At 67.3% G+C, this 22925-nt stretch carries 22 protein-coding genes; 12 read left to right on the forward strand and 10 right to left on the reverse strand.

What is annotated here, in order from left to right:
- Positions 1–36 precede the first annotated feature (36 nt).
- The 4 genes from ACRCUN_RS08650 to ACRCUN_RS08665 are packed head-to-tail and all read right to left on the reverse strand — an operon-like array spanning position 37 to position 4211.
- Positions 37–1011: a dipeptidase gene (locus tag ACRCUN_RS08650; protein WP_462141213.1), complete on the reverse strand. Its 975-nt coding sequence runs from the start codon at positions 1009–1011 to the stop codon at positions 37–39.
- Entirely contained in the window at positions 1011–1700 is a 690-nt protein-coding gene (locus ACRCUN_RS08655) for a hypothetical protein (protein ID WP_462141214.1), read from the reverse strand. Before ACRCUN_RS08655 ends, ACRCUN_RS08650 begins: the two co-directional genes overlap by 1 nt.
- Entirely contained in the window at positions 1700–3433 is a 1734-nt protein-coding gene (locus ACRCUN_RS08660) for a hypothetical protein (RefSeq protein ID WP_462141215.1), read from the reverse strand. The genes ACRCUN_RS08655 and ACRCUN_RS08660 overlap by 1 nt, the downstream gene beginning before the upstream one ends.
- 19 nt (positions 3434–3452) lie before the next feature.
- Positions 3453–4211: an IclR family transcriptional regulator gene (locus ACRCUN_RS08665; RefSeq protein WP_462141216.1), complete on the reverse strand. Its 759-nt coding sequence runs from the start codon at positions 4209–4211 to the stop codon at positions 3453–3455.
- A 288-nt stretch (positions 4212–4499) separates the two neighbouring features.
- Here ACRCUN_RS08665 and ACRCUN_RS08670 point away from each other — a divergent pair, with 288 nt between their 5' ends.
- From ACRCUN_RS08670 to ACRCUN_RS08695, 6 genes are read left to right on the forward strand one after another with little or no spacing between them, the layout of a single operon-like run.
- Positions 4500–6113: an ABC transporter substrate-binding protein gene (locus ACRCUN_RS08670; RefSeq protein ID WP_462141217.1), complete on the forward strand. Its 1614-nt coding sequence runs from the start codon at positions 4500–4502 to the stop codon at positions 6111–6113.
- The gene (locus ACRCUN_RS08675) at positions 6110–7189 is read left to right on the forward strand and encodes an ABC transporter permease (protein ID WP_462141218.1); all 1080 of its coding nucleotides are present in this window, start codon (positions 6110–6112) and stop codon (positions 7187–7189) included. Before ACRCUN_RS08670 ends, ACRCUN_RS08675 begins: the two co-directional genes overlap by 4 nt.
- Positions 7186–8094: an ABC transporter permease gene (locus tag ACRCUN_RS08680; protein WP_462141219.1), complete on the forward strand. Its 909-nt coding sequence runs from the start codon at positions 7186–7188 to the stop codon at positions 8092–8094. The genes ACRCUN_RS08675 and ACRCUN_RS08680 overlap by 4 nt, the downstream gene beginning before the upstream one ends.
- Positions 8091–8909 (forward strand): ABC transporter ATP-binding protein, encoded by an 819-nt coding sequence (locus ACRCUN_RS08685; protein WP_462141220.1) that lies wholly within the window; start codon positions 8091–8093, stop codon positions 8907–8909. The genes ACRCUN_RS08680 and ACRCUN_RS08685 overlap by 4 nt, the downstream gene beginning before the upstream one ends.
- On the forward strand, positions 8906–9715 hold the full coding sequence (locus tag ACRCUN_RS08690; RefSeq protein ID WP_462141221.1) for an ABC transporter ATP-binding protein: 810 nt from the start codon (positions 8906–8908) through the stop codon (positions 9713–9715). The genes ACRCUN_RS08685 and ACRCUN_RS08690 overlap by 4 nt, the downstream gene beginning before the upstream one ends.
- A 29-nt stretch (positions 9716–9744) precedes the next feature.
- On the forward strand, positions 9745–10143 hold the full coding sequence (locus tag ACRCUN_RS08695; RefSeq protein ID WP_462141222.1) for a RidA family protein: 399 nt from the start codon (positions 9745–9747) through the stop codon (positions 10141–10143).
- Here ACRCUN_RS08695 and ACRCUN_RS08700 read toward each other — a convergent pair.
- On the reverse strand, positions 10115–11329 hold the full coding sequence (locus tag ACRCUN_RS08700) for an MFS transporter (RefSeq protein WP_462141223.1): 1215 nt from the start codon (positions 11327–11329) through the stop codon (positions 10115–10117). The two genes, ACRCUN_RS08695 and ACRCUN_RS08700, sit on opposite strands and share 29 nt — an antisense overlap.
- A 99-nt stretch (positions 11330–11428) precedes the next feature.
- On the opposite strand from ACRCUN_RS08700, the gene ACRCUN_RS08705 reads away from it, so the two are divergent.
- A complete protein-coding gene (locus ACRCUN_RS08705) occupies positions 11429–11977 on the forward strand; it encodes a TetR/AcrR family transcriptional regulator (protein ID WP_462141224.1) in 549 nt (182 codons plus the stop codon).
- Here ACRCUN_RS08705 and ACRCUN_RS08710 read toward each other — a convergent pair whose 3' ends face one another.
- Entirely contained in the window at positions 11978–12472 is a 495-nt protein-coding gene (locus tag ACRCUN_RS08710; protein ID WP_462141225.1) for a CYTH domain-containing protein, read from the reverse strand.
- 19 nt (positions 12473–12491) lie between these two features.
- Positions 12492–13259: a 4,5-DOPA-extradiol-dioxygenase gene (gene ygiD, locus ACRCUN_RS08715; RefSeq protein ID WP_462141352.1), complete on the reverse strand. Its 768-nt coding sequence runs from the start codon at positions 13257–13259 to the stop codon at positions 12492–12494.
- 46 nt (positions 13260–13305) lie between these two features.
- Here ygiD and ACRCUN_RS08720 point away from each other — a divergent pair, with 46 nt between their 5' ends.
- On the forward strand, positions 13306–13947 hold the full coding sequence (locus ACRCUN_RS08720) for an alpha/beta fold hydrolase (RefSeq protein ID WP_462141226.1): 642 nt from the start codon (positions 13306–13308) through the stop codon (positions 13945–13947).
- On the opposite strand, the gene ACRCUN_RS08725 is transcribed toward ACRCUN_RS08720, so the two are convergent.
- Positions 13944–14576 (reverse strand): nitroreductase family protein, encoded by a 633-nt coding sequence (locus tag ACRCUN_RS08725; protein WP_462141353.1) that lies wholly within the window; start codon positions 14574–14576, stop codon positions 13944–13946. The genes ACRCUN_RS08720 and ACRCUN_RS08725 overlap by 4 nt on opposite strands.
- A gap of 205 nt (positions 14577–14781) precedes the next feature.
- Here ACRCUN_RS08725 and ACRCUN_RS08730 point away from each other — a divergent pair, with 205 nt between their 5' ends.
- The 3 genes from ACRCUN_RS08730 to ACRCUN_RS08740 are packed head-to-tail and all read left to right on the forward strand — an operon-like array spanning position 14782 to position 20418.
- Positions 14782–16812, forward strand: coding sequence for a SaeA-related protein (locus ACRCUN_RS08730; RefSeq protein ID WP_462141227.1), 2031 nt, complete (start codon positions 14782–14784; stop codon positions 16810–16812).
- Complete coding sequence (locus ACRCUN_RS08735) at positions 16809–19268, forward strand: GAP1-N2 domain-containing protein (RefSeq protein ID WP_462141228.1); 2460 nt, start codon at positions 16809–16811, stop codon at positions 19266–19268. The genes ACRCUN_RS08730 and ACRCUN_RS08735 overlap by 4 nt, the downstream gene beginning before the upstream one ends.
- The gene (locus tag ACRCUN_RS08740; RefSeq protein ID WP_462141229.1) at positions 19261–20418 is read left to right on the forward strand and encodes a hypothetical protein; all 1158 of its coding nucleotides are present in this window, start codon (positions 19261–19263) and stop codon (positions 20416–20418) included. Before ACRCUN_RS08735 ends, ACRCUN_RS08740 begins: the two co-directional genes overlap by 8 nt.
- Here the strand turns inward: ACRCUN_RS08740 and ACRCUN_RS08745 are convergent.
- Positions 20415–21326, reverse strand: coding sequence for a DUF8017 domain-containing protein (locus ACRCUN_RS08745; protein WP_462141230.1), 912 nt, complete (start codon positions 21324–21326; stop codon positions 20415–20417). The genes ACRCUN_RS08740 and ACRCUN_RS08745 overlap by 4 nt on opposite strands.
- A gap of 116 nt (positions 21327–21442) precedes the next feature.
- On the opposite strand from ACRCUN_RS08745, the gene ACRCUN_RS08750 reads away from it, so the two are divergent.
- The gene (locus tag ACRCUN_RS08750; protein WP_462141231.1) at positions 21443–21946 is read left to right on the forward strand and encodes a pyridoxamine 5'-phosphate oxidase family protein; all 504 of its coding nucleotides are present in this window, start codon (positions 21443–21445) and stop codon (positions 21944–21946) included.
- On the opposite strand, the gene ACRCUN_RS08755 is transcribed toward ACRCUN_RS08750, so the two are convergent.
- Positions 21943–22905 carry a pirin family protein gene (locus ACRCUN_RS08755; RefSeq protein WP_462141232.1) on the reverse strand — a complete coding sequence of 321 codons (963 nt, stop codon included), beginning with the start codon at positions 22903–22905 and terminating at the stop codon, positions 21943–21945. The two genes, ACRCUN_RS08750 and ACRCUN_RS08755, sit on opposite strands and share 4 nt — an antisense overlap.
- Positions 22906–22925 lie beyond the last annotated feature (20 nt).

Genomic DNA, 22925 nt, shown 5'->3' on the forward strand with positions numbered 1-22925 from the left:
AAGAAGACGTCGCGTCAGGAGCGAACGAATACCGGGCTAGCTCATCGGCTCGAAACCGGCCCGGTAGACCCGCAGGAAGTTCTCGCCCATGACCGCGGCGGTCTCCTTCTCGGTGAGCAGGCCGGACTCGATGAGTACCTGAGCCACCTGACCGATCTTGGCGAAGTCGTCCATCCATTCCTCGGGCGGTGCGGGCGCATCGGGTTGCGACGCTCCCGGTTGCTCGGACCGGGTCCACCGTCCCTTACGCATCCACTCGACATCGTCGTCGGGAGATCCGGGCGCCATGTCGGAGCCGAACGCGACGTGGTCGATGCCGAGCCGATCGACGTGACGCGCGACGAGCTCGGCCGCGCCTTCCGCGCTACCGGCATACCGCCCGGCGATGTTGTTGTAGGTGCACACGCCGAGGACGCCACCGTGGGCGACGAGGGCGTCCAGGACACGTTCGCTCTTGTTGCGCGGATGGTCGTAGATGGCACGGGAATTCGCGTGGTTGATCAGTACCGGGCGCGCCGAGTGCTCGATGGCGTCCTCGGAGGTCTTGTCCCCCACATGCGACAGGTCGACCATCATGCCGACCCGGTTCATCTCGCTGACGATCTCGCGGCCGAAGCGCGAGAGCCCGGAATCCGTCGGCTCATAGCACGAGCCGCCGATGGCGTTCTGGTTGTTGTACGTGAGCTGAACGATGCGCACACCCATGTGCCAGAAGTGCTCGACGAATCCCAGCCGGTCGTTGAACAACGACGAGTTCTGGGTTCCGAGCACGATGCCGACACGTCCGGTGTCGGCTGCGTCCTCGAGGTCGGCGGCGCTGCGCACGAGAAGTGCGGTGTCGCTGTTGTCCCGGATCAGATCGTTCCACTTGGCGATGGCATCCATCGTCTCCAGCGCGTCCTCCCAGAACGACGCGGTGATCGTCACTCCGGCAACGCCTTTGGCCGCCAGGTCGCGGAGGATGTCGGCGTCGTAGCGGCCGCATTGCAGGCCGTCGATGATCATGACCATCAGCCGGCCACCTCGTCGGCGTAGGACCTGATATAGGTGTAGGACTCTTCGTCGAATTCGCCGATTACGTTGCCGTGCTCGTCGTAGATCTGGGAGCCGGCGTGGTTTCTCGATACCTCGGAATCAGGCGTGAGTGCCTGATCCGACGCGTAGAACATCCGCCAGAACTGTTCGGTGTCGGCGTCGAATCCCCGTCTCAACGCATCACGAATTGCGGGGCCCTCTGCCTCGAGCGGCGCCGCGGCCGCGGGCCGGGGCACGGCCCGGTAGGCCAGCGTCACCGAATCGTCGTCGACGGCGGTGACCTGGAGGTGGAGACCACGGACCCGGGCGTACTCATCGAGACCGCGGAAGATCGCTGCGCCGTTGATGTTTTCCATCGTGACCGACGCGATCTCCGCGCCGGACCGCAGGACCAGCAGGTCGACGACGGTTGGTGCGACGTAGTAGGCGGCCTGCCCGTCGGCCGACCAGGTCGACGGGTTGCGAAACTCGATTCGCCCCTCGAAACGGTCGATCTGATACTGCGTGCGCTCGAGTTCGGTCAGCGCGTCGAAGCCGCGGGCCTGCGCGAACGTCAGGACGTCGCGGACCGGATTGACCATGTGGCGCTGGGCGCCGCGCGCATGGAGAAACCGGTTGGTGATGTGGCGGAACTCCCGCACCGAGTAGTTCATGAGTGCAGTCATCACTTGTCCTTTCCGGGAGTGGCGGGAATCGCCGGGTACGGATCGATCACGGCCACACCGGCGGTGATTTCTGCCGCGGTCGGTGCTCCGATGAAGATGAGGCCGAGCACGTTTCGCTGATCCTCGCTGTCGACCGTGCGATGCAGACCGTGAATGGCGGCGTTGACGAATCGCACGATGGAGACCGGGACGAAATCCCGGTCCAGCATGTTCATGTGCGGTGAGTGGTACGGCTGGCCGGCCAGTGACTGCACCCGCTCGATGACGGCCCGCAGGTCGGGCCGCTCGGCCAGCACCTCCCCCACCGGTTGTCCGGCATGCCGGTGGCGAAGTTCGGCCGTTAGCGACTGGATGTCGGTCGGCAGATCCAGCGCCCAGTTACGCCCTCCGGTCACCTCGTCGGCGGGACCGCGCCGGGGTTCCTCGGCATCGGCGGACTTGTACCAGACGTAGTCGCGAGCGCCGTCGGCGTCCATGTCGATGTCGAGTGCCCATTGATACTCGTCGGCCACCAACGCCGCGAGCTCCGCCACGGTCATCCTCGGTTCGGAATGCGTGAGCTCCGACCGGATGCCGTTGACGAGCGCATCCTCGATCGCGCTGGCGGGCAACAATTCCAGGAGATTGGCCGCCACGACCTCCCACGCTTCGACGCCGCAGGCGTCGGTCAGCACCTCAAGCAATCGGGATCCGGTCGTGGGCCCGCCCTCGAGCAGTCCGCGCAGGACTCCGGCGGCACGCCGCAGATCGATGCCCACGTCGTGGGGGTCCTCGAACACCTGATACACGTACGGGTCCGCCGAGTAGTACGCGGCCGCGTCTTCGATCAGCTGCACCATTTGTCGGGCCTCGGCGGAATTCGGCGTGAGTTCGATCGCGGCCGCCTCGGCGATGAGCCGCTGACGCTCACCGAGCCAGGCACCGATGAGATGAGGATGCGTGTTGACGAAAAAGAGCAACCCGAGGGCCGAGCCGTTGCCGATCCCGACCATCCTCCGCAGCTCGGGCGCCAGCGTCACCGCGTCGGCGCTGCGATGCGCGGCGAGGGCATCGACGAGATCGGCCGCGTACTCGCGCATCAGATACGCCGAGAAGAGTTGTGCGTGCAGCGGGTCCCGCAACGGGTGGTCGTCTTCCAGTGCGAGGAAAGAGCGCGTGTTGAACGTGCCGTTGCCGTCCAGGCCGGTATTGCGCATCAAATATCCGATTTCCCATAGGAATCGGGTGTCGGGCTGGTGGCCCGACGCCAGGGCGTCGACGACGTGGTCGAATGCGCGGAAGCTGCGGTTAGAGCGGGCCCACGTCAGGGTCCCGGGGATGGCCCGCCCCACATAGAGCTTGGGCAATTCCTCTCGCGTCCGGGCTCGATCCTCGGGGGTGGTCTCGCCGTCGACGAGCGCGGCCATCATGTCCCAGTTCTTCTGGGTGATGCGCCCGGTGCGGCCCTCGGGGTCGGGCTCGAAGCCGAACACCACGAAGTCGAATACGTGGCTGCCCGCGCGCACGCGATAGAGCGCTTCACCGCAAGACTTCTCGTCGATGTCGAAGTACACCCGCTCGAAGGTCCACTGTTCGCGCACCATTCGCTCGAGCACGGCCCTGGCCACCGACATCCGGCTGGGGGCGAGCGCCTGCAGCCGCTGTGGCAGCATCAGCAGATTCGGGTCGAGTAGGTGCTCGGTGGCTGTTCGATCTCCCGGTAGGTGATTGCGACCGGACAAGACCGTTGTCATTCGATGAGCTCCTTTTTGCTTAATCTGAGTTGAAACCTGTTGTGGCGGAGAGAATTTCTTCGATGTCGCGAGCGGCAGGCTCCAAGACCGCCAACGCCGCGCGGGTGCGTGTGCGCGACTGTGGCCAGTGCGCGCACAGCGAGTAGCGCACCGAACCGACGACGCGGCCGACGGGAACTGCCACGACCTCGATGGGGTCGTACTCGGCGTCGAGCACGGTCGCATAGCCGTCGGCGCGGACCTGATCCAGCTGCTCGGTCGAGGCGAGTTCGACCCCGGATTCGACCAGATGCTGGAACTCCTGCGGGGATGCGTAAGCCGTCAGCACGAGCCCCAGCGCACTGTCCATGATCGGGAACCGATGCCCGTGGGCGACGCTGACCCGGACACCCCGAGACGGCAGGCCACGTTCGATGACGGTGACGGCGTCACTGTCGATCGCGCCGAGTGAGACCACCTCGCCGAGTTCCTCGGCTGCCGCCGAGATCCGGTCCGCGATACGGGCATTGAGTCCCGAATGCCGCAACGCCGCCTGGCCGAGACGCACCGCGCGCAGGCTGAGGCGATAGGTGCCGTTGGCGAGATTGTCCAGCCAGCCCGCGTCGACGAGCGTCACCAGTTGGCGGTGCACGATCGACCGTGATGAGCCGAGCTTTCGAGCGAGCTGAGACGCCCCCACCGGACCGTTGGTGTCGGCGAGCTCGTCGAGCAGCTGCAGCAGCTTGAGATTGGACGCCAGTGGGGCGGTGCGCGCCTCGGGCCGTTCGGTGGAGGTCATCAGACTCCGTCATCTATCCGGTGACAATGTTGCTGTATGAAAGACACTTGGAAGGTAGCCCGCTTGGGCAATTTGTGTCAATGCTCAGAATTATCGCAGTTCAATGGCAGAAAAGAGGAATCTTCGCGCACTCTTCCATTGCCAGCACTTGTGTGTAAGATCACTAGCGCTGTCAGCGCAATTTGATGGCATATGTCACCTATACGGCGACGCGAGTGGCAGCTTTCGTACGGGCGTCCTTGCACAGCCGGACTGCAAGCAGTCGAAAGCTCATCGCGAAGGGAAACGATGAAATCCACCCTTTTGAGGAAAGCGAGCGCGGCAGGCGCCGTCTTCGCCGCCGCAGCGCTGGTCCTCACCTCATGTTCGGGCGCCAACACCGCCGGCAGTGCGAACTCGAACGCCGCGGTACTGGTGATCGACCATTCGTTCACTGCGCAGTCGATCGACCCGGCGACGATCTTCCAAGTCACCGACTCCATGGTCGCCACCGGGATCTACCAAACGCTGGTCAGCTACGAGGGCGCGAACACCGAGCCATCCCCAGAGTTGGCCAAGTCCTGGACCGTCAGCCCGGACGGCCGGTCGACGACGTTCGTCCTCGATGACCGCGCGAAGTTCGCCGACGGCAGCCCGGTGACCACCGATGACGTTCTGTTCTCGTTCGAGCGGTTGCGCAACCTCAAGGCGAGTCCGTCCTATCTCATGGACGGCCTCACCGTGACCGCCCCGGACAACAAGACCGTGGTTGTCAGTTCCGACAAGCCCGCGCCCTACATTCCGAGCCTCGTCAGCTCGACGGCGGCCGCCATCGTCGATGCGGACAAGGTCCGTGCGGCCGGCGGTACCGATGGCGCCGATGCCGCCACCGCGGACAAGGCGGGATCGTTGTTCACCTCGGCCGACAACAACGTCGGCAGCGGTCCGTACAAACTGCAGCAGTACGACTCGAACGCACAGATCACGCTGGTCAGAAACGACAACTGGTGGCTCGGTAAGGCCCCGTTCGAGCGGATCATCATCCGTAACGTCAAGAGTGCCCAACAGCAGCGATCCAGCATCGAATCCGGCGAGAGCCGCATTGCGATGGATATCCCCGGACGCATCGCCGACGACATCGATCAAGCCAGGCTCACGGTCACGCCGTCGCCGTCACCCGAAGTCCTCTATCTCGCGATGTCCATGGATCCCGGTTCGCCGACATCCAATCCGCTTGTCCGCGAAGCCATTCAACGCGGTCTGGACTACAAGGCGCTCGTCGACCTGGCCGGGCCCGGCACCAAACGGGCGGCGGGCATCATCCCTGGCCACCTCGCCGGCGCCATTCCGGTCGACCAGGCCGTCAGCACCGATGTCACCGCGGCCAAGGCACTCATCGAGAAAGCCGGTGCATCGGGCGCCACGATCTCCTTCGACTACGCCAACGACTACAGCAGGCTCGCGGGCGTCGATTACAACGTCATCGCCCAGGCGATCCAGGCGCAGCTCAAGGCCATCGGCCTCAATGTCGAACTCAACCCGACACCGACATCGACGTCGTTGCAACGCTATAGCGACGGACAGACCCAGCTGGCTCTGTGGTCCTGGCCGCCGGACTACCCGGATCCGGACAACCTGCTCGTCTTCTCGCCCGGTGAACTCATCGGCGAGCGCGTGCACTGGGCGGCTCAAGCCGCACCGGACGTCGTGAAACTCACTGACGCGGCCCGTACGGCCGTCGGCGATCAGCGCGAGCAGGCCTATCTCGACTGGAACAAGGCTGTCGCCGCCAAGGGGCCCTATGCCTATCTGCTTGAGCCGTCGTTCACGCTGGTGACCGCCAAGAGTGTGACCGCCCAACGCGACATCATGGCCGGCCTCAACCTCGCAGACATCACGTCCAGCGAGACGAACAGCCAATGACCACGACATCGGTCGACTCCGTCGGTGTATCGGTAGATAGCGGGCCGGGTGCCGCCAACGGTTTCACCCGGTTCGTCGTCCGCCGGGTTGCGACGTCGCTTGTCACGCTCGTCGGGATCACCTTGGTGTCCTTCGGCATCAGTGTTCTGGTGCCGGTCCGTGCCGAGACCGTGAACCTCAGCCAACAGGCGCAGGCCAATCCCGAAGTCGTAGAGGCGTTTCGCGAGAAGTTCGGCCTGCAGCTGCCGATCTGGGAGCAATATCTGCGCTACCTCGGTGGGCTGCTGCGTGGCGACCTCGGCATCTCTCAGCAGACCGGCAATCCGGTCGGCCGGGACTTGGCCAACTATGCGCCTGCCACCCTCGAACTCGTCATCTTCGCCACGGCGATGTCACTGATCGCCGGGGTGGGTTTCGGGATCATCGCCTCGGCGTGCCGCAACCGGTGGCCGGATCACGTCGCCCGGGTGGTTTCGCTGATCGGCGTGAGCCTGCCGACGTACTGGCTCGCGCTGGTCGGATCGACCGTGCTGTTCCGCCAACTCGGCTGGCTGCCCGGCAGTGGCCGGCTCGATGCCATCATGATCCCGCCCCCGCGCACCACGGGGTTCTATACGGTCGACTCGCTGCTGGCCGGAGACTGGCCGGCATTCGCGTCGGCGGTCAGCCATCTCATTTTGCCCGCCTCAGTGCTCGCGGTGTCGACCCTGGGGATGATCCTGCGGTTCACCCGCAGTTCGGTCATCGACGGGCTGAATACCGATGCGGTGAAAGCCGCTCGCGCCAAAGGGCTTCCGCCGCACCGGGTTCTCATCCGATACGCGGTTCGGATGGCATCCAGCCCGATCATCACCGTGGCCGCCCTGTCGTTCGGCTTCCTGCTGGCCGCAACCGTCTACGTCGAGCAGATCTTCTCCTGGGGCGGCATGGGGCAGTACGCCTACCGCGCGTCGACCAACCTGGATCTGAGCGCGATCACCGGCATCGCCGTCGTGGTCGCCGTGATCTTCCTGGCCGTCAACTTCACCGCCGATATGCTCGCCGCCGTCTTCGATCCGAGGATTCGTCTGCAGTGACCACCACCGATTCACTCGACACCCGAGAGCCCGTCCAGCACCACACCGGACCGCGCACCACAAACCGACGTCGTCGGATCCCCACGTGGATGCGCCGCCCGAGTGTCGTCCTCGCGTTCATTGTGCTGCTCGCCTGGGTGGTGGTCATGGCTCTTCCGATGTTGCGGCCGTATGACCCGACAGTCGCTGCGGGCCCGGCCCTTTCACCACCGTCGTCGGATTTCCTGCTCGGCACCGACGCACTGGGCCGCGACACGCTGAGTCGTACTCTCGCCGGGGCCTCGGTCTCGATCGTCAACGGCGTGCTGATCGTGGTCGCGGCCGCGGTTATCGGAACCGTCATCGGCCTGGTCGCCGGGTTCTTCGGCGGCTGGGTTGACGAAATACTCATGCGCGTGGCCGATCTGGTGTTCGCATTCCCCGGCATCATCCTGGCCATGGCGATCGCGGCCGCGTTGGGGCCCAGTGTGCAGAACGCGGTCATCGCCGCCGCGATCAGCTGGTGGCCCGGATACGCGCGGGCTGTCCGGTCTATCGTGCTCTCACTGCGAGAATCCGAATTCGTACTGTCCAACCGGCTCGCCGGCGTCGGGACGATCCGCTCGATCGTGACGGATCTGCTTCCGGCGGTGTCGGGTTCGGTCCTGGTGCTGGCCATGCTCGACATCGGCGGCGCCATTCTGTTTCTGGCAGGCTTGTCATTCCTCGGCCTCGGCGCGGTGCCGCCCGACCCGGAGTGGGGCGCCATGATCTCCGACGCCGTCCAGTACTTCGACGAATGGTGGCTCGCGGTGGCACCCGGCGTCGCGATCATCTCGGTGGTGCTCGCGTTCAACCTGATCGGTGATGCGCTGCGCGACCAGCTCGAGCCGCGCCTGCAAGAGATCTCGGGAGAAAGCGCATGACGCTCCTCGAGGTCGAGAACCTGTCCATAGCCCGCCCGACCGGCGGCACCGTGGTGAGCGATGTGTCGTTCACCGTCGACGCGCGCCAGGTCGTCGGCGTGGTCGGAGAATCCGGGTCCGGCAAGACGATGACCGGCATGAGCCTGATCGGCCTGGTCCCCGAGCCGCTGCGGGTCACCGGCTCGGCCCGGTTGAACGGCCGCGAACTGCTCGACCAGACACCTCGGCAGTGGCAGCAGACGCGGGGCCGCGAGGTGGCCATGGTGCTGCAGGATCCGTCGTCGAGCCTGCATCCGATGCTCAAGATCGGCGAACAGCTCACCGATCACGTACGCATCCATCTCGGGCTGGACCGCGCCGCGGCCAAGCGCAGAGCCGTCACCCTCCTCGAGCAGGTGCACCTGCCTGATGCTGGGGCATTGCTCAAGCGATATCCGCACCAACTGTCCGGCGGTATGAAACAGCGCGTATCCATCGCGATGGCGCTGGCCTGTGATCCGGTGTTGCTCATCGCCGACGAGGTGACGACCGCGCTCGACGCCAACATCCGGGTGGAGATCCTGCGTTTGCTCGACGAACTACGCGAGGCGACCGGCATGGGCATCGTGTTCATCACCCACGACCTCGCCATGCTGTCGTCGTTCGCGAACCGCGTCAACGTTTTCCGCGACGGCCGCATCGTCGAATCGGCCGATGCCGCAGCCGTCTTCCATGACCCGCAGCACCCGTATACCCGCGAACTCCTCGACGCGGTCCCCCACGTCCCGTGGAAGATGGGCGCCGCGAACGGAGCTGACTTGGAGGACGGCCGATGACCACGTCCACTCCCCTGCTGTCCGTTCGCGACGCTGTCGTGAAGTACAAGGCCCGCGGGCAAGCGTCCAACATTGCCGTCCGCGAGGTCAGCATCGACATCCACCCCGGTCAGATCATCGGCATCGTGGGTGAAAGCGGTTGCGGGAAATCATCTCTGGCCCGCGCCATGGTGGGGTTGCAGCCCGTCGACTCCGGCACGATCGAGTTCGACGGCACCGTGGTCGTCCCCCTGCCGATCCGGCGGCGAGCCGCGGCGATGATCCCGTTGCAGATGGTGTTCCAGGACCCCTACGCATCGCTCAACCCGCGCAGGCGCATCGAGGACCAGTTGGCGGAGGTGATCCGCGGCAGCCGCCGGGCCATGGGACAACCCGCGCCGTCGAAGGCCGGCGTCACCGATGTCATAGCGACGGTGCTCGATCAGGTTGGCCTCGACCCCGCGCTGCGCAACCGTTACCCGCACGCGCTGTCGGGTGGGCAGCGTCAGCGCGTCGCGATCGCCAAAGTCCTTGCCGTTGACACCAAGGTGATCGTGGCCGACGAGCCGATCGCCTCGCTGGACGCATCGTCGCAGAAGCGCATCGCGGCGCTTCTCCGGGATTTGGTCGACACGCTCGGCCTCGGGATGGCGATCATCTCGCACGACCTCGCGGTGATCGCATCGATCGCCGACGTCACCGCGGTCATGCGGCAGGGTGAATTCGTCGAAGTCGGCCCAACCCAACAGATCTGGACCACCCCGCGGCACGAGTACACCAGGAAACTCCTCGGCGCGGTCCCCGAACTGATCGGCCGACCGGGCTGAGCGCCCGTCGTATCTCGCAAGGAGCAGACATGACCGCGCCATCAACTGGTTTGCAGCACATTCTGAGTGACGGTGACGACGGCACCGACCTCTCGTCGGAGCTGACGATCCTGCCGACCGGTGTGGTGACCACCACTCAAATACCCAGTCTGCCCGACGGTTCCATCGATACCGGCGACATCGTGTCGCAGTCGCGTCAGACGCTGGAGAATCTACGCGTCGCGCTGGAATCCGTCGGGTCGTCGCTGGCCGACGTCGCCCATCTGACGATCTATCTGACCGACATCGGTGAGCGCGCAGCCTTCAACGACGTGTACCGGGAGATGTTCTCGCACCCGTATCCGGTCCGGTGTGCGGTGGGAGTGGCAGCGCTCGCCAGGCCGGACATGAAGGTCGAGGTCACCGCGTTGGCGGTGCAGCGGGGCTGACGATATCGGCCGGTGCGGCCGGCGGGTCGGTGAGGCCGCCGATCGGGCCTGCCGCTCGAGCGACGAGCGGGCAGCACGCAGCGAGCGTCGCCAGGAGGGCCGCCACGGTGACAGCCCCGATCGAGCCGTGAGCCTCGGTCGCCACGCCGGCAGACGCGGTGCCGACGGCGCCGCCGACCAGGGCGCCGCTGTTGAGCCAGCCGAACGCTTCGGTCGCCGAATGCTCGGCGACTTCCCGTGACACGAACAGGTAGAGGGCCGACATGGCCGGGGCGAATCCGAGTCCCGAGCAGAACAGCGCCACGAACTGCAGCGCCAGGCTGTCGACGACGCCGAACACTGCCGTGCCGATCGCCACGGCCGCCAATGCGGCCACGACCCAGGCAATGCCGAGCCGGCGGTGGCCGAGCAGGAGTCCGCCGACCAGAGAGCCGACGCTGGCGACGGCGATCGCCGCACCGGCCGTGACTCCGTCGCGCCCGAGTTCGGCCACGATGCCGACCTCCAGCGCCATGAACGAGGCGACCAGCAGCAGGCTCGTCACCATGGCCAGGATGACGGTTCGGTTTGCGAGCACACGCCCGAAACTCGATCTGCCTGCGGCGACACCCGGGTGCAGCCGACGGGCACTCAGCAGGAACCAGGCCGTTCCGAGGACCGTGATGGCCGCCGACAAGATCAGCGGGGCGGCCGTCGAGACGGCAGACGCCAGAAATGTGGCGGCAACCGGACCGATGACCCAGATGAGTTCCTGAGCCGTCGTGTCGAGCGCGAAGAGCACTCGAACACCCTCGCGCGCAACCATTTTCGGGTACAGCGCGCGGACCACCGGCATCAGCGGCGGCACCGACGCCCCGATGAGCACGCCGAGCGTCATCAGCAGAACGGGTGAGGAGCCGGCGAACGCGAGCGCGAGCATGCTTGCCCCGCTGGCCAACGCGGCAACCGACAACGTCGGCACCACACCCAATCGGCCCGCGAGCCGTGCGGTGATCGGCATGGCCACCGCCTCGCCGACGCTGACCGCCGCCACCACGGCGCCTGCCTGCGCATACGAATCCGAAAGCGCCTGCACGTGCAACAGAATCGCCAGCGAGAGCATGCCCAACGGCAGCCGTGCGAACAACTGCGACGCGGTCACGTTCACCACGCCGGGCACTCGAACGAGATCGAGATAGGCCCGCACTCAAACCCTCCCCACAGTTCCGTCGGGCCGGTTGGACGCCGAGAGCCTCACTATACCGTCCAGACGGTACAGTAAACAGTGCTGTCGTAAGCTCTCACGATGGCTTCGTCACGCGACCGCATCCTCGATGCTTACGAGGACCTGCTGGCCGTCGAGGGCGAACGCTTCGCAACGCTGGATGCCGTCGCGGCCCGCGCGGGCGTCTCGAAGGGCGGGCTGCTGTACCACTTTCCGTCCAAAGACCGCCTGGCCGAGGCTCTCTACGAACGGCTGCTGCATCTCGCCGCCGAGGACGTGCAGCAGATGCGGACGGCGGCCGAGGGGCCGGCGCGCCACTACATCCGCACATCGCATTACGCGGGTACGCCGCTGGATCGTGCCCTGCTGGCGGTCGCCCGCCTACAACAGGCCGGGGACACGCGCGCGCGGGCGGTCATCGAATCGGCGTCGGGCGAGTGGTTGAACGTGCTGCATGAAGCGCTCGGCGATCTCGACGCGGCGCGGGCCGTCAAGCTGATCGGCGACGGGCTGTATTACAACGCGCTGTCCACCGCGCTGGGCGGCCATCCGGCCGGAACAGACGCCGACGACGGGCTTCTCACGGTCATCGACCGGATCATCGCGAGTACGAACGCGTCCCGCGAGTGATCAAGGGCGGCCCTCGGTGGCGAGGTTCTTGTTCTTGTATGCCTTGTCGCTCGTGACGTCGAGCGCGAACCACTCCGGGACCGCGAACGCCGCGGCGTCGTCCTCGTCGGTGAACTCGACTTCGGCGACCACCAAACCGTCGAGCGTGCCGGCATAGACATCAAGCTCGATCGTGTGCGGCCCGTGCGGAATCCTCAACCGCGTCTTCTCGATTCGCGCGCCCTCAGACTTCGGCCACAGCGCCTCGAACATCTCGCGGGTGATCGGGACCGTCGATTCTCCCCGCACCAGATCGCCTGCGGACTTCACGGTCAGTTCGAACGATGCATCGTCGGTGCTGCGCACCCGCGTCTCGGAGCCGTCCGCGGCCACCGCGAGATAACCCTGTTTGAGGACGAGCCTGCGCTCGGCCTGCTGGTCGACGTCGGCCGGAAGGCCACGGGGATCGACCAGGAATTTCCGTTCGACCTCGGTCGCAGGTTTCTCAGTGGCCATGTCAGCAGCCTTCCATATCTCACCGACCGAGCGTGTATGCCGTCATCGACAGTGACCCGTAGGTGTATCCCTGAACCAGGGTGTTCACCGAATCCCTTCCGGCAGAGGCCAGTCCGGCGAAGTAGAGAAACGGGATGAAGTGGTCGGGGGTCGGGACCGCGAGGGCGTAGTCCGGTTGGGAGTCGAGGGTCGCGACGTCGGCGGGGGAGTCGACGAGCACCGCCCGCGCGGCGTCGTCGAAGCGCCGCGCCCAGTCGTAGCCGTCGTCGGCCAGCTCGGCGTTCATGCCGCGCAGGTTGTGCACGATGTTGCCGCTGGCCAACACGAGCACGCCGCGCTCGCGCAGCGGGGCGAGTTTCGCCCCAAGCTCGAGGTGGTACTCCGCGGGCTCATTGGCGTTGATCGCCAGTTGGACAACGGGTATGGAGGCATCGGGGAACGCGTGCACCAACACCGACCACGTGCCGTGGTCGATGCCCCAGCTGTCGACGTCGGCGCCCACCCACGTCGGATGGACGGTGTCGCTGATCTCCTCGGCCAACTCCGGCAGGCCCGGCGCCGGATATTCGACCTCGAACAGTTCGCGGGGGAACCCGTAGAAATTGTGGATCGTGCGGGGTCGCGGCATCGCCGTCACGGCGGTGGCGTTGATGTACCAGTGCGCGCTGACCACGAGGATGGCCCGGGGTCGAGGGACGGATTGCCCGAAGAGCCGCCACGCCTCGGTGTAGCGATTGGACTCGATGGCGTTCATCGGGCTGCCGTGTCCGATGAACGCCGCAGGCATAACCGTGGGCATGTTGCCAGCGTAGTGATCTCAGTACCGTGGCGTTATGACGCGATACGTCCTGATCCCGGGCGCCGGGGGAGCCGCGTGGTACTGGCATCGGGTGGCCGAGGGGCTTCGCGCGCGGGGACATACGGCCGTGCCGGTGAATCTGCCGGGCGACGGCCGGCTGCCGGACTATCGCGAGATCGTGCTGGCTGAGCTCGAAGGGAGCGACGTCGTCGTGGCCCAATCACTCGGTGGCTTCACCGCCGGTGCGGTCTGCGGGGTAACCCGGCCCGCCGCAGTGATATTCGTCAACGCGATGATCCCGGTGCCCGGCGAGACGGCGGGGGAGTGGTGGAGCGACGTCGGTGCCGAGGAGGCCCGCGTGGCGGCGGTGGATGGCTATCCCGAGGAGTTCGACGAGTTCACCTATTTTCTGCACGACGTGCCGCCGGAGGTCGCGGCCGAGGGTGCATCAGAGGAGCGGGAGCAGACCGACGCGGTTTTCGCCGACCCGTGTGTCTTCGGCGGTTGGGATGACATCGCGGTGAAGGTTCTCGTCGGTGCCGACGACCGGTTCTTCCCGGCCGAGTTCCAGCGCCGCGTGGCCCTGGCGCGGACCGGGGTCGTCGCGGACGTCATCCCCGGCGGGCATCTGGTCGCACTGTCGAACCCTGACGCCGTCGTCGCCTACCTGGCCTAGCGCGCGGCGCCGTCCCAATAATCGGTGGCCACCAACTCCGAGAGGGGGCGTCGACGCACAGGTCCGTGCCTGCCGCGGGGCCAACCCACCACGACATGGCCGGCCAGCATCCAGTCCGGCGGCACGCCGACGGCGTCGCGTATGAGCTGCTCGCCGCCGTAGGACGCCCAGCTCGTCAGGCACGCACCGAGGCCCTGCGCCCGCGCGGCCAGCAGGAAGTTCTGCATGGCCGGGAAGATCGAACCGCCGAGCAGCAGCTCCGAAGCGGTCGGGAACTTCTGCTGCGTGAACAGCACCGAGGTGAATTCTCCTGCGCGATCGTGCAATTCGTAGGTGGCCCGGTTCGTCCGGGCGCGCCTGCTGGTGTCGTCGTCGGCGGGCCGGCTCATGCCGTAGACCGGTTCGATCACGGCTAGAGCCTGCGCCGCCGCCTTGGCCACCACGGCCCGCTGCTCGGGCGAGCGCAGCACGACGAATCGCCAGGCCTGCGCGTTGGCCCCCGAGGGCGCCCATGCCGCGGCCTGCAGGCACCGACCGAGGACGGCATCGTCGACGGGTTCGTCGGTGAATCGCCGGATCGTCCGGGACGTCGACATGACCTCCCAGACGTCATCGCTGGCCGAGGACATCGGGTCAGACATCGCACTCCCTTCGGTTCGCTTCACAGAACTTATGCGCTGGCGGCGCTCGGCAGGCGGCCCGGTACTAATCTCGAGGCTGCCGGTTGGACGTCGGGATCACTGGAGGAGCGTTGGCGCAGCACTGCACGCGGCGCCGCCCGCTGTTCGAGCCTGTTGATCCGGTGACCCTGCCCGGCGAGGACTTGGTGTTTTGATGCCCGATCTGCACCCCACTGACGATCACGACGACGCCGACCCCAGGTTGGCGCCGCTGCTGGCCTGGCGCCAACGGCTCGTCGACTCCGGGGCGGTCGCACCGCGCAGCTTCAAGGAGGCGCATCTGCGCCTGGTGTTGAGATCGGGCCGCACCGAGGTCGAGCAGATCCGGGCGATGCTGCCCGGATCGGTGGCCGAGCACGCCGACGAGATGGCCCGGCTACTGGCCGAGCTCGCCAGCCCGCCTGCCGATGAGCCCTCGAGTCCGGGCAAACACCGCAGCCCCGATGACCCGCCCGCGGCGGCGCCACGGGTCGAGGAGCCGGAACCGCCGACCGTCGAAAATGCCGTCCCGACAGGCGAATTCGCACCGTTTCTGTTCAGCAGCCAACAGGTGGCCCTGCACGACATCAGCGTACGCCGCCCGGATGGGGCAAGCGGCGCCGTGGAGCTGACCTGGCCCGCCTACGAGTCGCCCGGCGTCGCGCTGTACCGGGTCGTTAGCACCGACGACCAAGCGCCCTACTCGCCCGACCTGGCCCACCAGGTGGCGGTCACCGAGCAGCCCGCCGCAAGTGACGACCGGCCGCAGCTGACGCCGGTTCGGCACTACCAGGTGTGGGTGAACGCCGGTGCCTCGCACGCTCAGGCGCGAGCCGCCCAACCCGTGCTGTATGCCACCGCGGTGCTGGTCAGGCCCGTCACCGGATTCGAGATCCGGGAGGACGCCGGCTGGGTCGTCGGGCAGTGGACGGCGCCACCCGGGGTGAGCGCGGTGCATGTCTTCCGGATCCCGATCGACGAGGTCGACCGCGACGAGGCCCAATACCGGATCCTGGCAGGCAGCGAAAACCTGGCCGGCTTCGTGGACACCGAACCCGTACGCGGTCAGCGCTACCGGTACCGGGCCCGCTGCGCCGCCAACGTCGACGGCGTCGTGCGGTTGTCGGACGCTGCCGAGGCCGACGTCGAACTCGCGGCGGCACTCGCACCGGTCACCGACATGGCGGTCGAATCCGGGGCCGACGGGGTCTCGTGCGATCTGTCGTGGACCCCGCCCGCCGGAGGCCAGGTCGCGATCTACCGCACGCAGAGCGGCCCGAGTGCGGGCGCCGAGGCCATCGAATTGCCCGAGGGTGCGCTCGAACAGGTAGGGCTCACACCGGAGCTGCGCCTCACGCAGCCGGTCGCCGAACAGCCCGGTCCTGACGGTCGCCGTCGCTCGACCATGGCCGGTGTGTCCTGGCCGTCGGAGTGGAGCCGCGCCTACTTCACGCCGGTCACCATCCTCGGCGAGCGCGCGATGCTCGGCCGCACCGTGTCCTCGGTGCGCACCGGCACGATCCGCGACATCGAGTTGGCCGAGTACTGCAACAAGCAGGTGCTCACGTTCGACTGGCCGGACGGCGCGGCAGGCGTGGTGGTGTACCTCGCGCCCAAGGGCCACGATCCGCGCACGGGTCTGACGGGGCGATCGTTCGAGATTTCGCTGGAGGAGTACGAGAAGTACGGCGGCATGCACCTGACCGGTCAACTGCCGGTCGGCGGCTGCTCGTTGCACCTGGCGCCGGTGGCGTTCGCGGGCGGCAGGCGAGTCACGGGGGCGTTCTCCAGCATCGAGTACCGCGGCCTGCTCCGGTTGCAGTACGCGGTGCGAATCGGCAGGGATCCCAACGGCTTTCCCACCACGGCCACGGTGGCGATACGGGCCGAACACAATGTGCCCGGTTCACCGGGCTTCGTTCTGGTCAACAATCCGCAGCGGCTGCCGCTGAGCGTGCACGACGGGCAGCCCGTCGACGTGGCGCCGCTGGACGCGCAGGGGCAGCTGGCCGATCACCCGACCAAGGAACTGCGCTGGTCGGCGCTCACCACGTCCGGCAACGGAGAGTTGTGGGCCGCGAACGTCAGTGGCTTGCAGGGTTGGATCCGGTTGTTCGTCAACATCGGCTCGCCCGCGCAACTGCGGGTCATCGCATTGCTGGATCCACCGGTGGACACGCTGCAACTCACCGCGGCGGCCCTGTGACGCCCCGGTACGGCCAATTGGCCTACACGTCGTTCGACGCAGCAGGTTCGGTCGGGGGCTGGCAGGTCAAGGAGACCAGTGGCGAGCTGACGCCCGACGAAACTCAACTGTTGCTCGCCGGGGTGCGCACGGTGTTCCGTCCGGTCGAGCCCACCCCGGCCTACCCGACGCCCGAGCAGCTCGAGCAGGTGCCGCGCCGGCTTGCCTACTGCCGCACCGAGCAGTCCGGCGACGCCTACTGGCACACCATGCCTGCGGGGTCGGACAGCATCGGCCGGCCGGGCAACGTGTTCGCGCACGCCTTGCTGGATCGCACGCCCGATCCGCGCAGGCGAGCCATCGAATGGTGGCGTTCCCCGCAGTGGCTGCACCCGTACGGTGCGGCCGCGGTCGCCCGCGCAGCGCTGGCCGACGTCGACCCCACGCCCGGCGGAGTGGTGACCAAAGACAGCGTCGTCGAATTCGCACTGGACACCGCCACCTGGCGGCTGGCGACACTGTTCGGACTTCTCGACGCGGTGGCCGCCGCACTCGACGGTGGCGCGCCCGTGGTGCTCGGTGTCGAGTCGGCCGATTCGGCCGCCCAGTGGATCGGGCTCATCAGCTTCCTGATGTCGCCGGGCACCGCAGCACAGCTGAGTTTCTCCACGTTCGACCGCGCCGATCAACTCGGTCCGCACGGCGGTCAGGTACTGACTGCTGTGCCGATTGCCGACCTCGGGGCCATCCCGTCCGGGCTGGTCGCGATCAGCGAGGCCGAAACCATGTCGCTGGGCGAGCTCGGCGGCGAACCGCACCGCACCGCCGGCGGGCACAGCGTGGCCGTCACGCCCTGGTCGGCGATGGCCCAGGTGGTGCTCCTCGATCCCAGTTCGGCGCGACGGGTGCTCGACGACATCGACAGCGTCGCAGAACAGGTCCGCGACGACGGCCTGCACCCGGCGTGGCCGATGGCGATGGCGGTCACGGGCAGGCCCGAGTTCGCCGACGCCGAAGTGGAGGCGCACGAGGTGATCGCCGCGCATTCGCCGCCCGGGATCGCGGTCGGATCCGTCGCAGCCCGCACCATCGCGGGCGTGTTGTCGGCGGCGGTCGGCACCACGACGGCCGATGCCTGGCGCGCGGTGCAAGAGCTGCCGGAGGGGCCCGGCGCGGTGTTCGCCGACACCACGTACCTGTGCCGGGCCATCGACGATGACACCTGGTTGTCGCAAATCGGCCCAATTCCATTGGGGCCGAGATTGTTTCACGGGAAACCAGTGCCTCGGCCGCTGCGCGCGGCGATCGGCACGGCGCTGACCGGCGGCCGGGGGCCCGAACGGTTGCTGCGCGTGGTCGATCTGCTGCTGCGCGCCGGGGTGGAGGACGAGCGGATTCAGACGGCGCTGGTCGACGACGTCGTGCCGCGCCTCGGCGATGCCCAGTTGCGTCAGCGCATCAGCACCGACAGCAAGCTCGCGCTGAGCGCTGCGCTGCTGCGCGAGGGCGACGTGGAAGGCAGCGGAATCAGCGGCGAGCTGCTGGACTGGCTGGCCGAAAGTGCCCGGCTGCCTCAGCGCGAGAGTCTCGCCCAGGCTGCCCCGTGGGATTCGGTGTGGACCAGGGCCGCGTTGCGCGGGCTGCGCACGCGCCGCCGGGGCCCCGCCGAGGCGGGCGACCCGGGTGCCCACCTGTGGTGGCTGCGGGTGAGCGGATCGGGCCAGTTCGAGCAGACGGCAGCCGCGCAGGTGTGGGACCCGGCCGACCTGCTGCTGGCCGCCGGGACCGAGCCGCTGCCCGGAGCGGCCACCCTTCGGACGCTGGTCGGCGCGCCCGATTCCGCGGCGCTCGACGAACTGGCCGGCAAGGTGATCGACGCGAACGGCGACAGCTTCGCGGTGGCTTGTGCCGCGGTCCGCCATATCGGTCCGCGGGAGTGGCTGCAGCAGCGGTACGTCGAAACGCATCAGCACGCGTATGCGCAGTTGTGGGATGAGGTGCTCGCCCGCGTCGAACCGAGCGGTGTGCATGCCGATTTCGCCGTGCGCCTATTGGGTTTTGCCCTGCTGGGAGTGCTTGCGGGGCAACCATATCCGCAGGCGTGCAACGGGCTCGTCGCAGCCCATGGCCCCGACGCGGTGGACCGCGTGCTGCCACTGGTCGACGACCGCCTGATCGCACCGCATTCGCTGCTCGCGATCAGTCTGCTGCGGTCAGCGGCCGCCGAAGCTGTCGAAGTGCCGCTCGACTCGGTCGACGAACTCGTCAACCAGCTCGCCGAGCGGGTGGCCGCGACCCTGCCCGGTGACGACAACGATGCCGACGCCGTGACCACGCTGCTGGCGCAGTTGTCGGGCGACTCGTCGGAGGCCGCGGTCCGGGGGTACCGCAAGATGGTGAGCAGGTTGTTTGCACAGCGCGGCGACGCGCACACGTCGCTTTCGGCGCGACTACGGGGGAGTGGCCGGCATGAGTAAATGCCCGCGGTGCTTCGCGACGCTGAGTCCCAACCAGCATCTGTGGACACTGCCTGCGCAAGCAGGTGGCATGCGTTACCGCGACGAGGTCGCCTCGGCGTATACGGGGGCACCCGCGGACTGCGGCCCGCTCTACACCTGGTCGCGCAGCCCCGGCTACAACGGACCGCCGCCCCCGACGTCGGAGGCCAGCCGTGCCCTGCAGGGCCCCGCGGTCGAGATCTGCCCCGTCTGCCATTTCACGCTGCCCGACGGGTGGCGAGACGGGCATGCCATCTGCATCGCACTCGCCGGTGCGCGCGCGACCGGCAAGAGCCTCTACATCGCGGTGCTCGTCAAGCAGCTCGAGCTGTTGTGTGAGCGGTTCGGTTTCTCGATGCAGCCCGTCACACGCGGCACGGCGCACGCCTACGCCACGAACTACGAGGCACCACTCTATGTGCAGCGGGGGCTGATCCCGCCGACGCCGACCGTGCACACCCAGACCTCTGATCACCGTGAGCCCTTGATGTTTTCGATCGGGACATGGCACGGCGTTCGCCGCTACCTCGTGCTGCGCGACGTCGCCGGTGAAGACATGGAATCCGGCGATCTGCATGCGCCGCCGTTCCAGTTCTTCGCCCACGCCGATGCGGTGTTCTTCATGTTCGACCCGTTGCGGGTCAAGACGATCCGCGATCAACTGCACGATCTGTTGCCGGCGCAGGTGGTCAGCGGCGGTGATCCGCGCACGGTGCTCACCAACCTGTTGACGGCGGTACGCCCGGGGCAGCCCAAACTGGCCGTGATCCTGTCGAAGTTCGACGTGCTGCGCGCGTTGCGTGAGGTCGAGGGCTCCGAGTGGGGCCTCATCATGTCCAACGGTGGCGCGGCATACCTGCGCGACACCTCCGACGGCCGCCAGTACGACGACGTCGACGGTCAGCTGCTGCATGAGGAGGTGCGCAGCCTGCTGATCCGGCTGCACGGCGGTTCGATCGTCGCAGCGGTGGAGAACCCGGCCACGGGCATCCGGCTGCCGAGCCGCAACTTCGTCGTGTCGGCGCTCGGTCATCCACCGAACGGAAACCGGTTGCATGCCAGGGGTATCGCACCGTTCCGGTGTGTCGATCCGGTCCGGTGGGTCACGTCGAGCTTCGGGGTGCTCTAGTCGTCTCGGCGCAGGGTCGCGACGATCTCGTCGATCAGCTTCGGGTCAGGCGCGCCGGGATAGCCCTGTTCGAGCGAAACGATGAACATCACCGAACCCGGCTGGCCGTCCACCTTGGTGGCCACCATCGAATGCAGCGCCGACGGGCCGGTGCATTCGTCGGCTTCGATGCCGGTGACGGTCGCGATGATCTGGACGGCCGGTTCTCCGCTTACGGTCAGCTCGCGTCGCTCGCCCAGTGAAACCCTGGGCACCACACCGCTTTTCGACGTATAGATGTCTTCGACCAGTTGGGTCTCCCGCTGCAGGGCCTCGTCGATGTCGTCAGTGCTGTTCGCCCCGGGAACGCCGGTAGCGGCGCGGTGCAGGTCCGGGCACTGCTTGTTGGGTAACACCGCCGAGCCTGTCATCGTCCGGACGGGGCAGAAGCCGAACGGGCCGTCCGGGCAGGGAACTTCCCAGCCGATCATGGCCGTGCAGCTGTTGACGGTCCAGTCCGGCGGCACGTCGTAGCCGAGTCTGCGGGGGCTCTCGACGGCGATCCAGTCGGGGGGTGTCTGCGGGGTGGGGCTTGCGACCCGTCCTTCACATTCCGGGGCCGCGGTGGTCGACGTGGTCGCCGACGTGGTCGTGGTGGCTGCATCGGTGTCCTCGCCAGCCGAGTTGAACCTCCACAACAGCCCTCCGGCGACGATCGCGATGACGAGAACTGCCGCGACCGCGGCGACGATCCACGGTGTCTTGCTGCGTTTGGGTGGCCGCCCGTGGATTGGTGGGGCCTCGCCGTAACCCGGCCAGGTGTAGCCCGGTGGATAGCCGCCGTAATAGGGGTTGGCCGGTGGCTGACCGCTGTAGGGGCCGTGGGGCGGCGGATTCCACTGGGGTGGATACCTCGAGGGATCGGTCAAAGCCGCGCTCTCCTCTGCAGTGTTCGTTGACCGGATTATAGGTACCCCGCCGCACCCCCGTGTGACGCCGCCGAGCCGCCGCCTATGGTGAGCACACCGAGCAGAGAGGGCGATGCGTGGGCAGGAACGAGCGGGCAAAGATCGTCATGACCGACGACGAGATCGCCGAATTCGTCGAACGCAGCAGGACCGCAACCATGGCCACCGTGCTGCCGAATGGCCGGCCACATCTGGTGGCGATGTGGTACGCGGTGCTCGACGGCGAGGTCTGGTTCGAGACCAAGGCCAAGTCGCAGAAGGCCGTGAACCTGCGCCGGGACCCGACGGTCACCGTGATGATCGAGGACGGCTTGACCTACAACACCCTGCGCGGGGTGTCCATCGACGGGCGGGCCGAGATCGTCGACGACCCGGAAACCATTCTGCGCGTTGGCATCAGCGTGTGGGAGCGCTACACCGGGCCTTACACCGATGAGATGCGTCCGTTCGTCGACCAGATGATGAACAACCGCATCGCGGTCCGTGTCGTGCCCGGCCGGCTGCGCAGCTGGGATCACCGCAAATTGGGCTTGCCAGAGATGCCCGTTGGCGGCAGCACGGCGCAGTACCTCAACACTTAGCCCGCCGGGCGCGGCTTGAGTCTGCCGTTCGGCAGCGGCGGGGCGGGCAACCGCGCGATGTTGCCGCGGTAGCCGGCGACGTCGCCGAAGCGTGCGTCGTTGTCCTGCCAGAGTTCGCGATAGGCCGCGATGTCGTCGTGGTTGCGGCCGACGAAGTTCCACCACATCACGAGTTCCTCGGGAAACGGCGGGCCGCCGAGCAGGACCACGCGCGCCGGGCTGTCCGCGGGATTGGCGATGTGCAACACCGGGTGACCGGGCGCCTGGTAGGCCAGGTCGGCCACGTCGAGCGGGGTTCCGCCGACGTGAACCACGCCTTGGTCCAGCAGCACGCCGTGTTCGAACGCCGGGTCGACATCGAGATTCAACACCGCGCCCGCTTCGAGGTCGATCTGCGCGCCCAGCAGGGGCGTGAAAGTGTGCACCGGCGACCGGGAATCGGCCAGCTCGCCGAGGAACACCCGCAGGGTGGCGCCGTCGACCGCCCGCGGCGGCGGTGCGTAGTGCGCGAAGTCGCGGGCGGTGTCGCGGTCCGAATCGGGCAGCGCGACCCACAGTTGCACGCCGTGCAGAACCGCCGTGTTGGCGGTGGAGACCTCGGAGTGACAGATCCCGGCGCCCGCTGTCATCAGGTTGAGCTCACCGGGCCGCACCATGGTGTGGACGCCCGCGCTGTCGCGGTGTTCGATCTCGCCCGCGAAAAGCCAACTCACGGTCTGCAGTCCGGTGTGCGGATGAGGTGGCACATCCATGCCGCGGCCACTGGCCCGTACGTCGTGGGGACCGTAGTGGTCGGCGAAACACCACGCGCCGATGAGCGATCGCTCCCGCTGCGGAAGGGTGCGCCGGACGAGCAGCGCCCGCGGACCGCCAAGCGGTACCTGGCGCGCGTGCAGGACGCCGGTGAACGCCGATGTGGCACATGTGACCTCGGCCGGCGCGGTGTCGGTATTGCTCATGGAGCCCACGGTAATGCGAC

Source organism: Mycobacterium venezuelense, assembly GCF_054919535.1.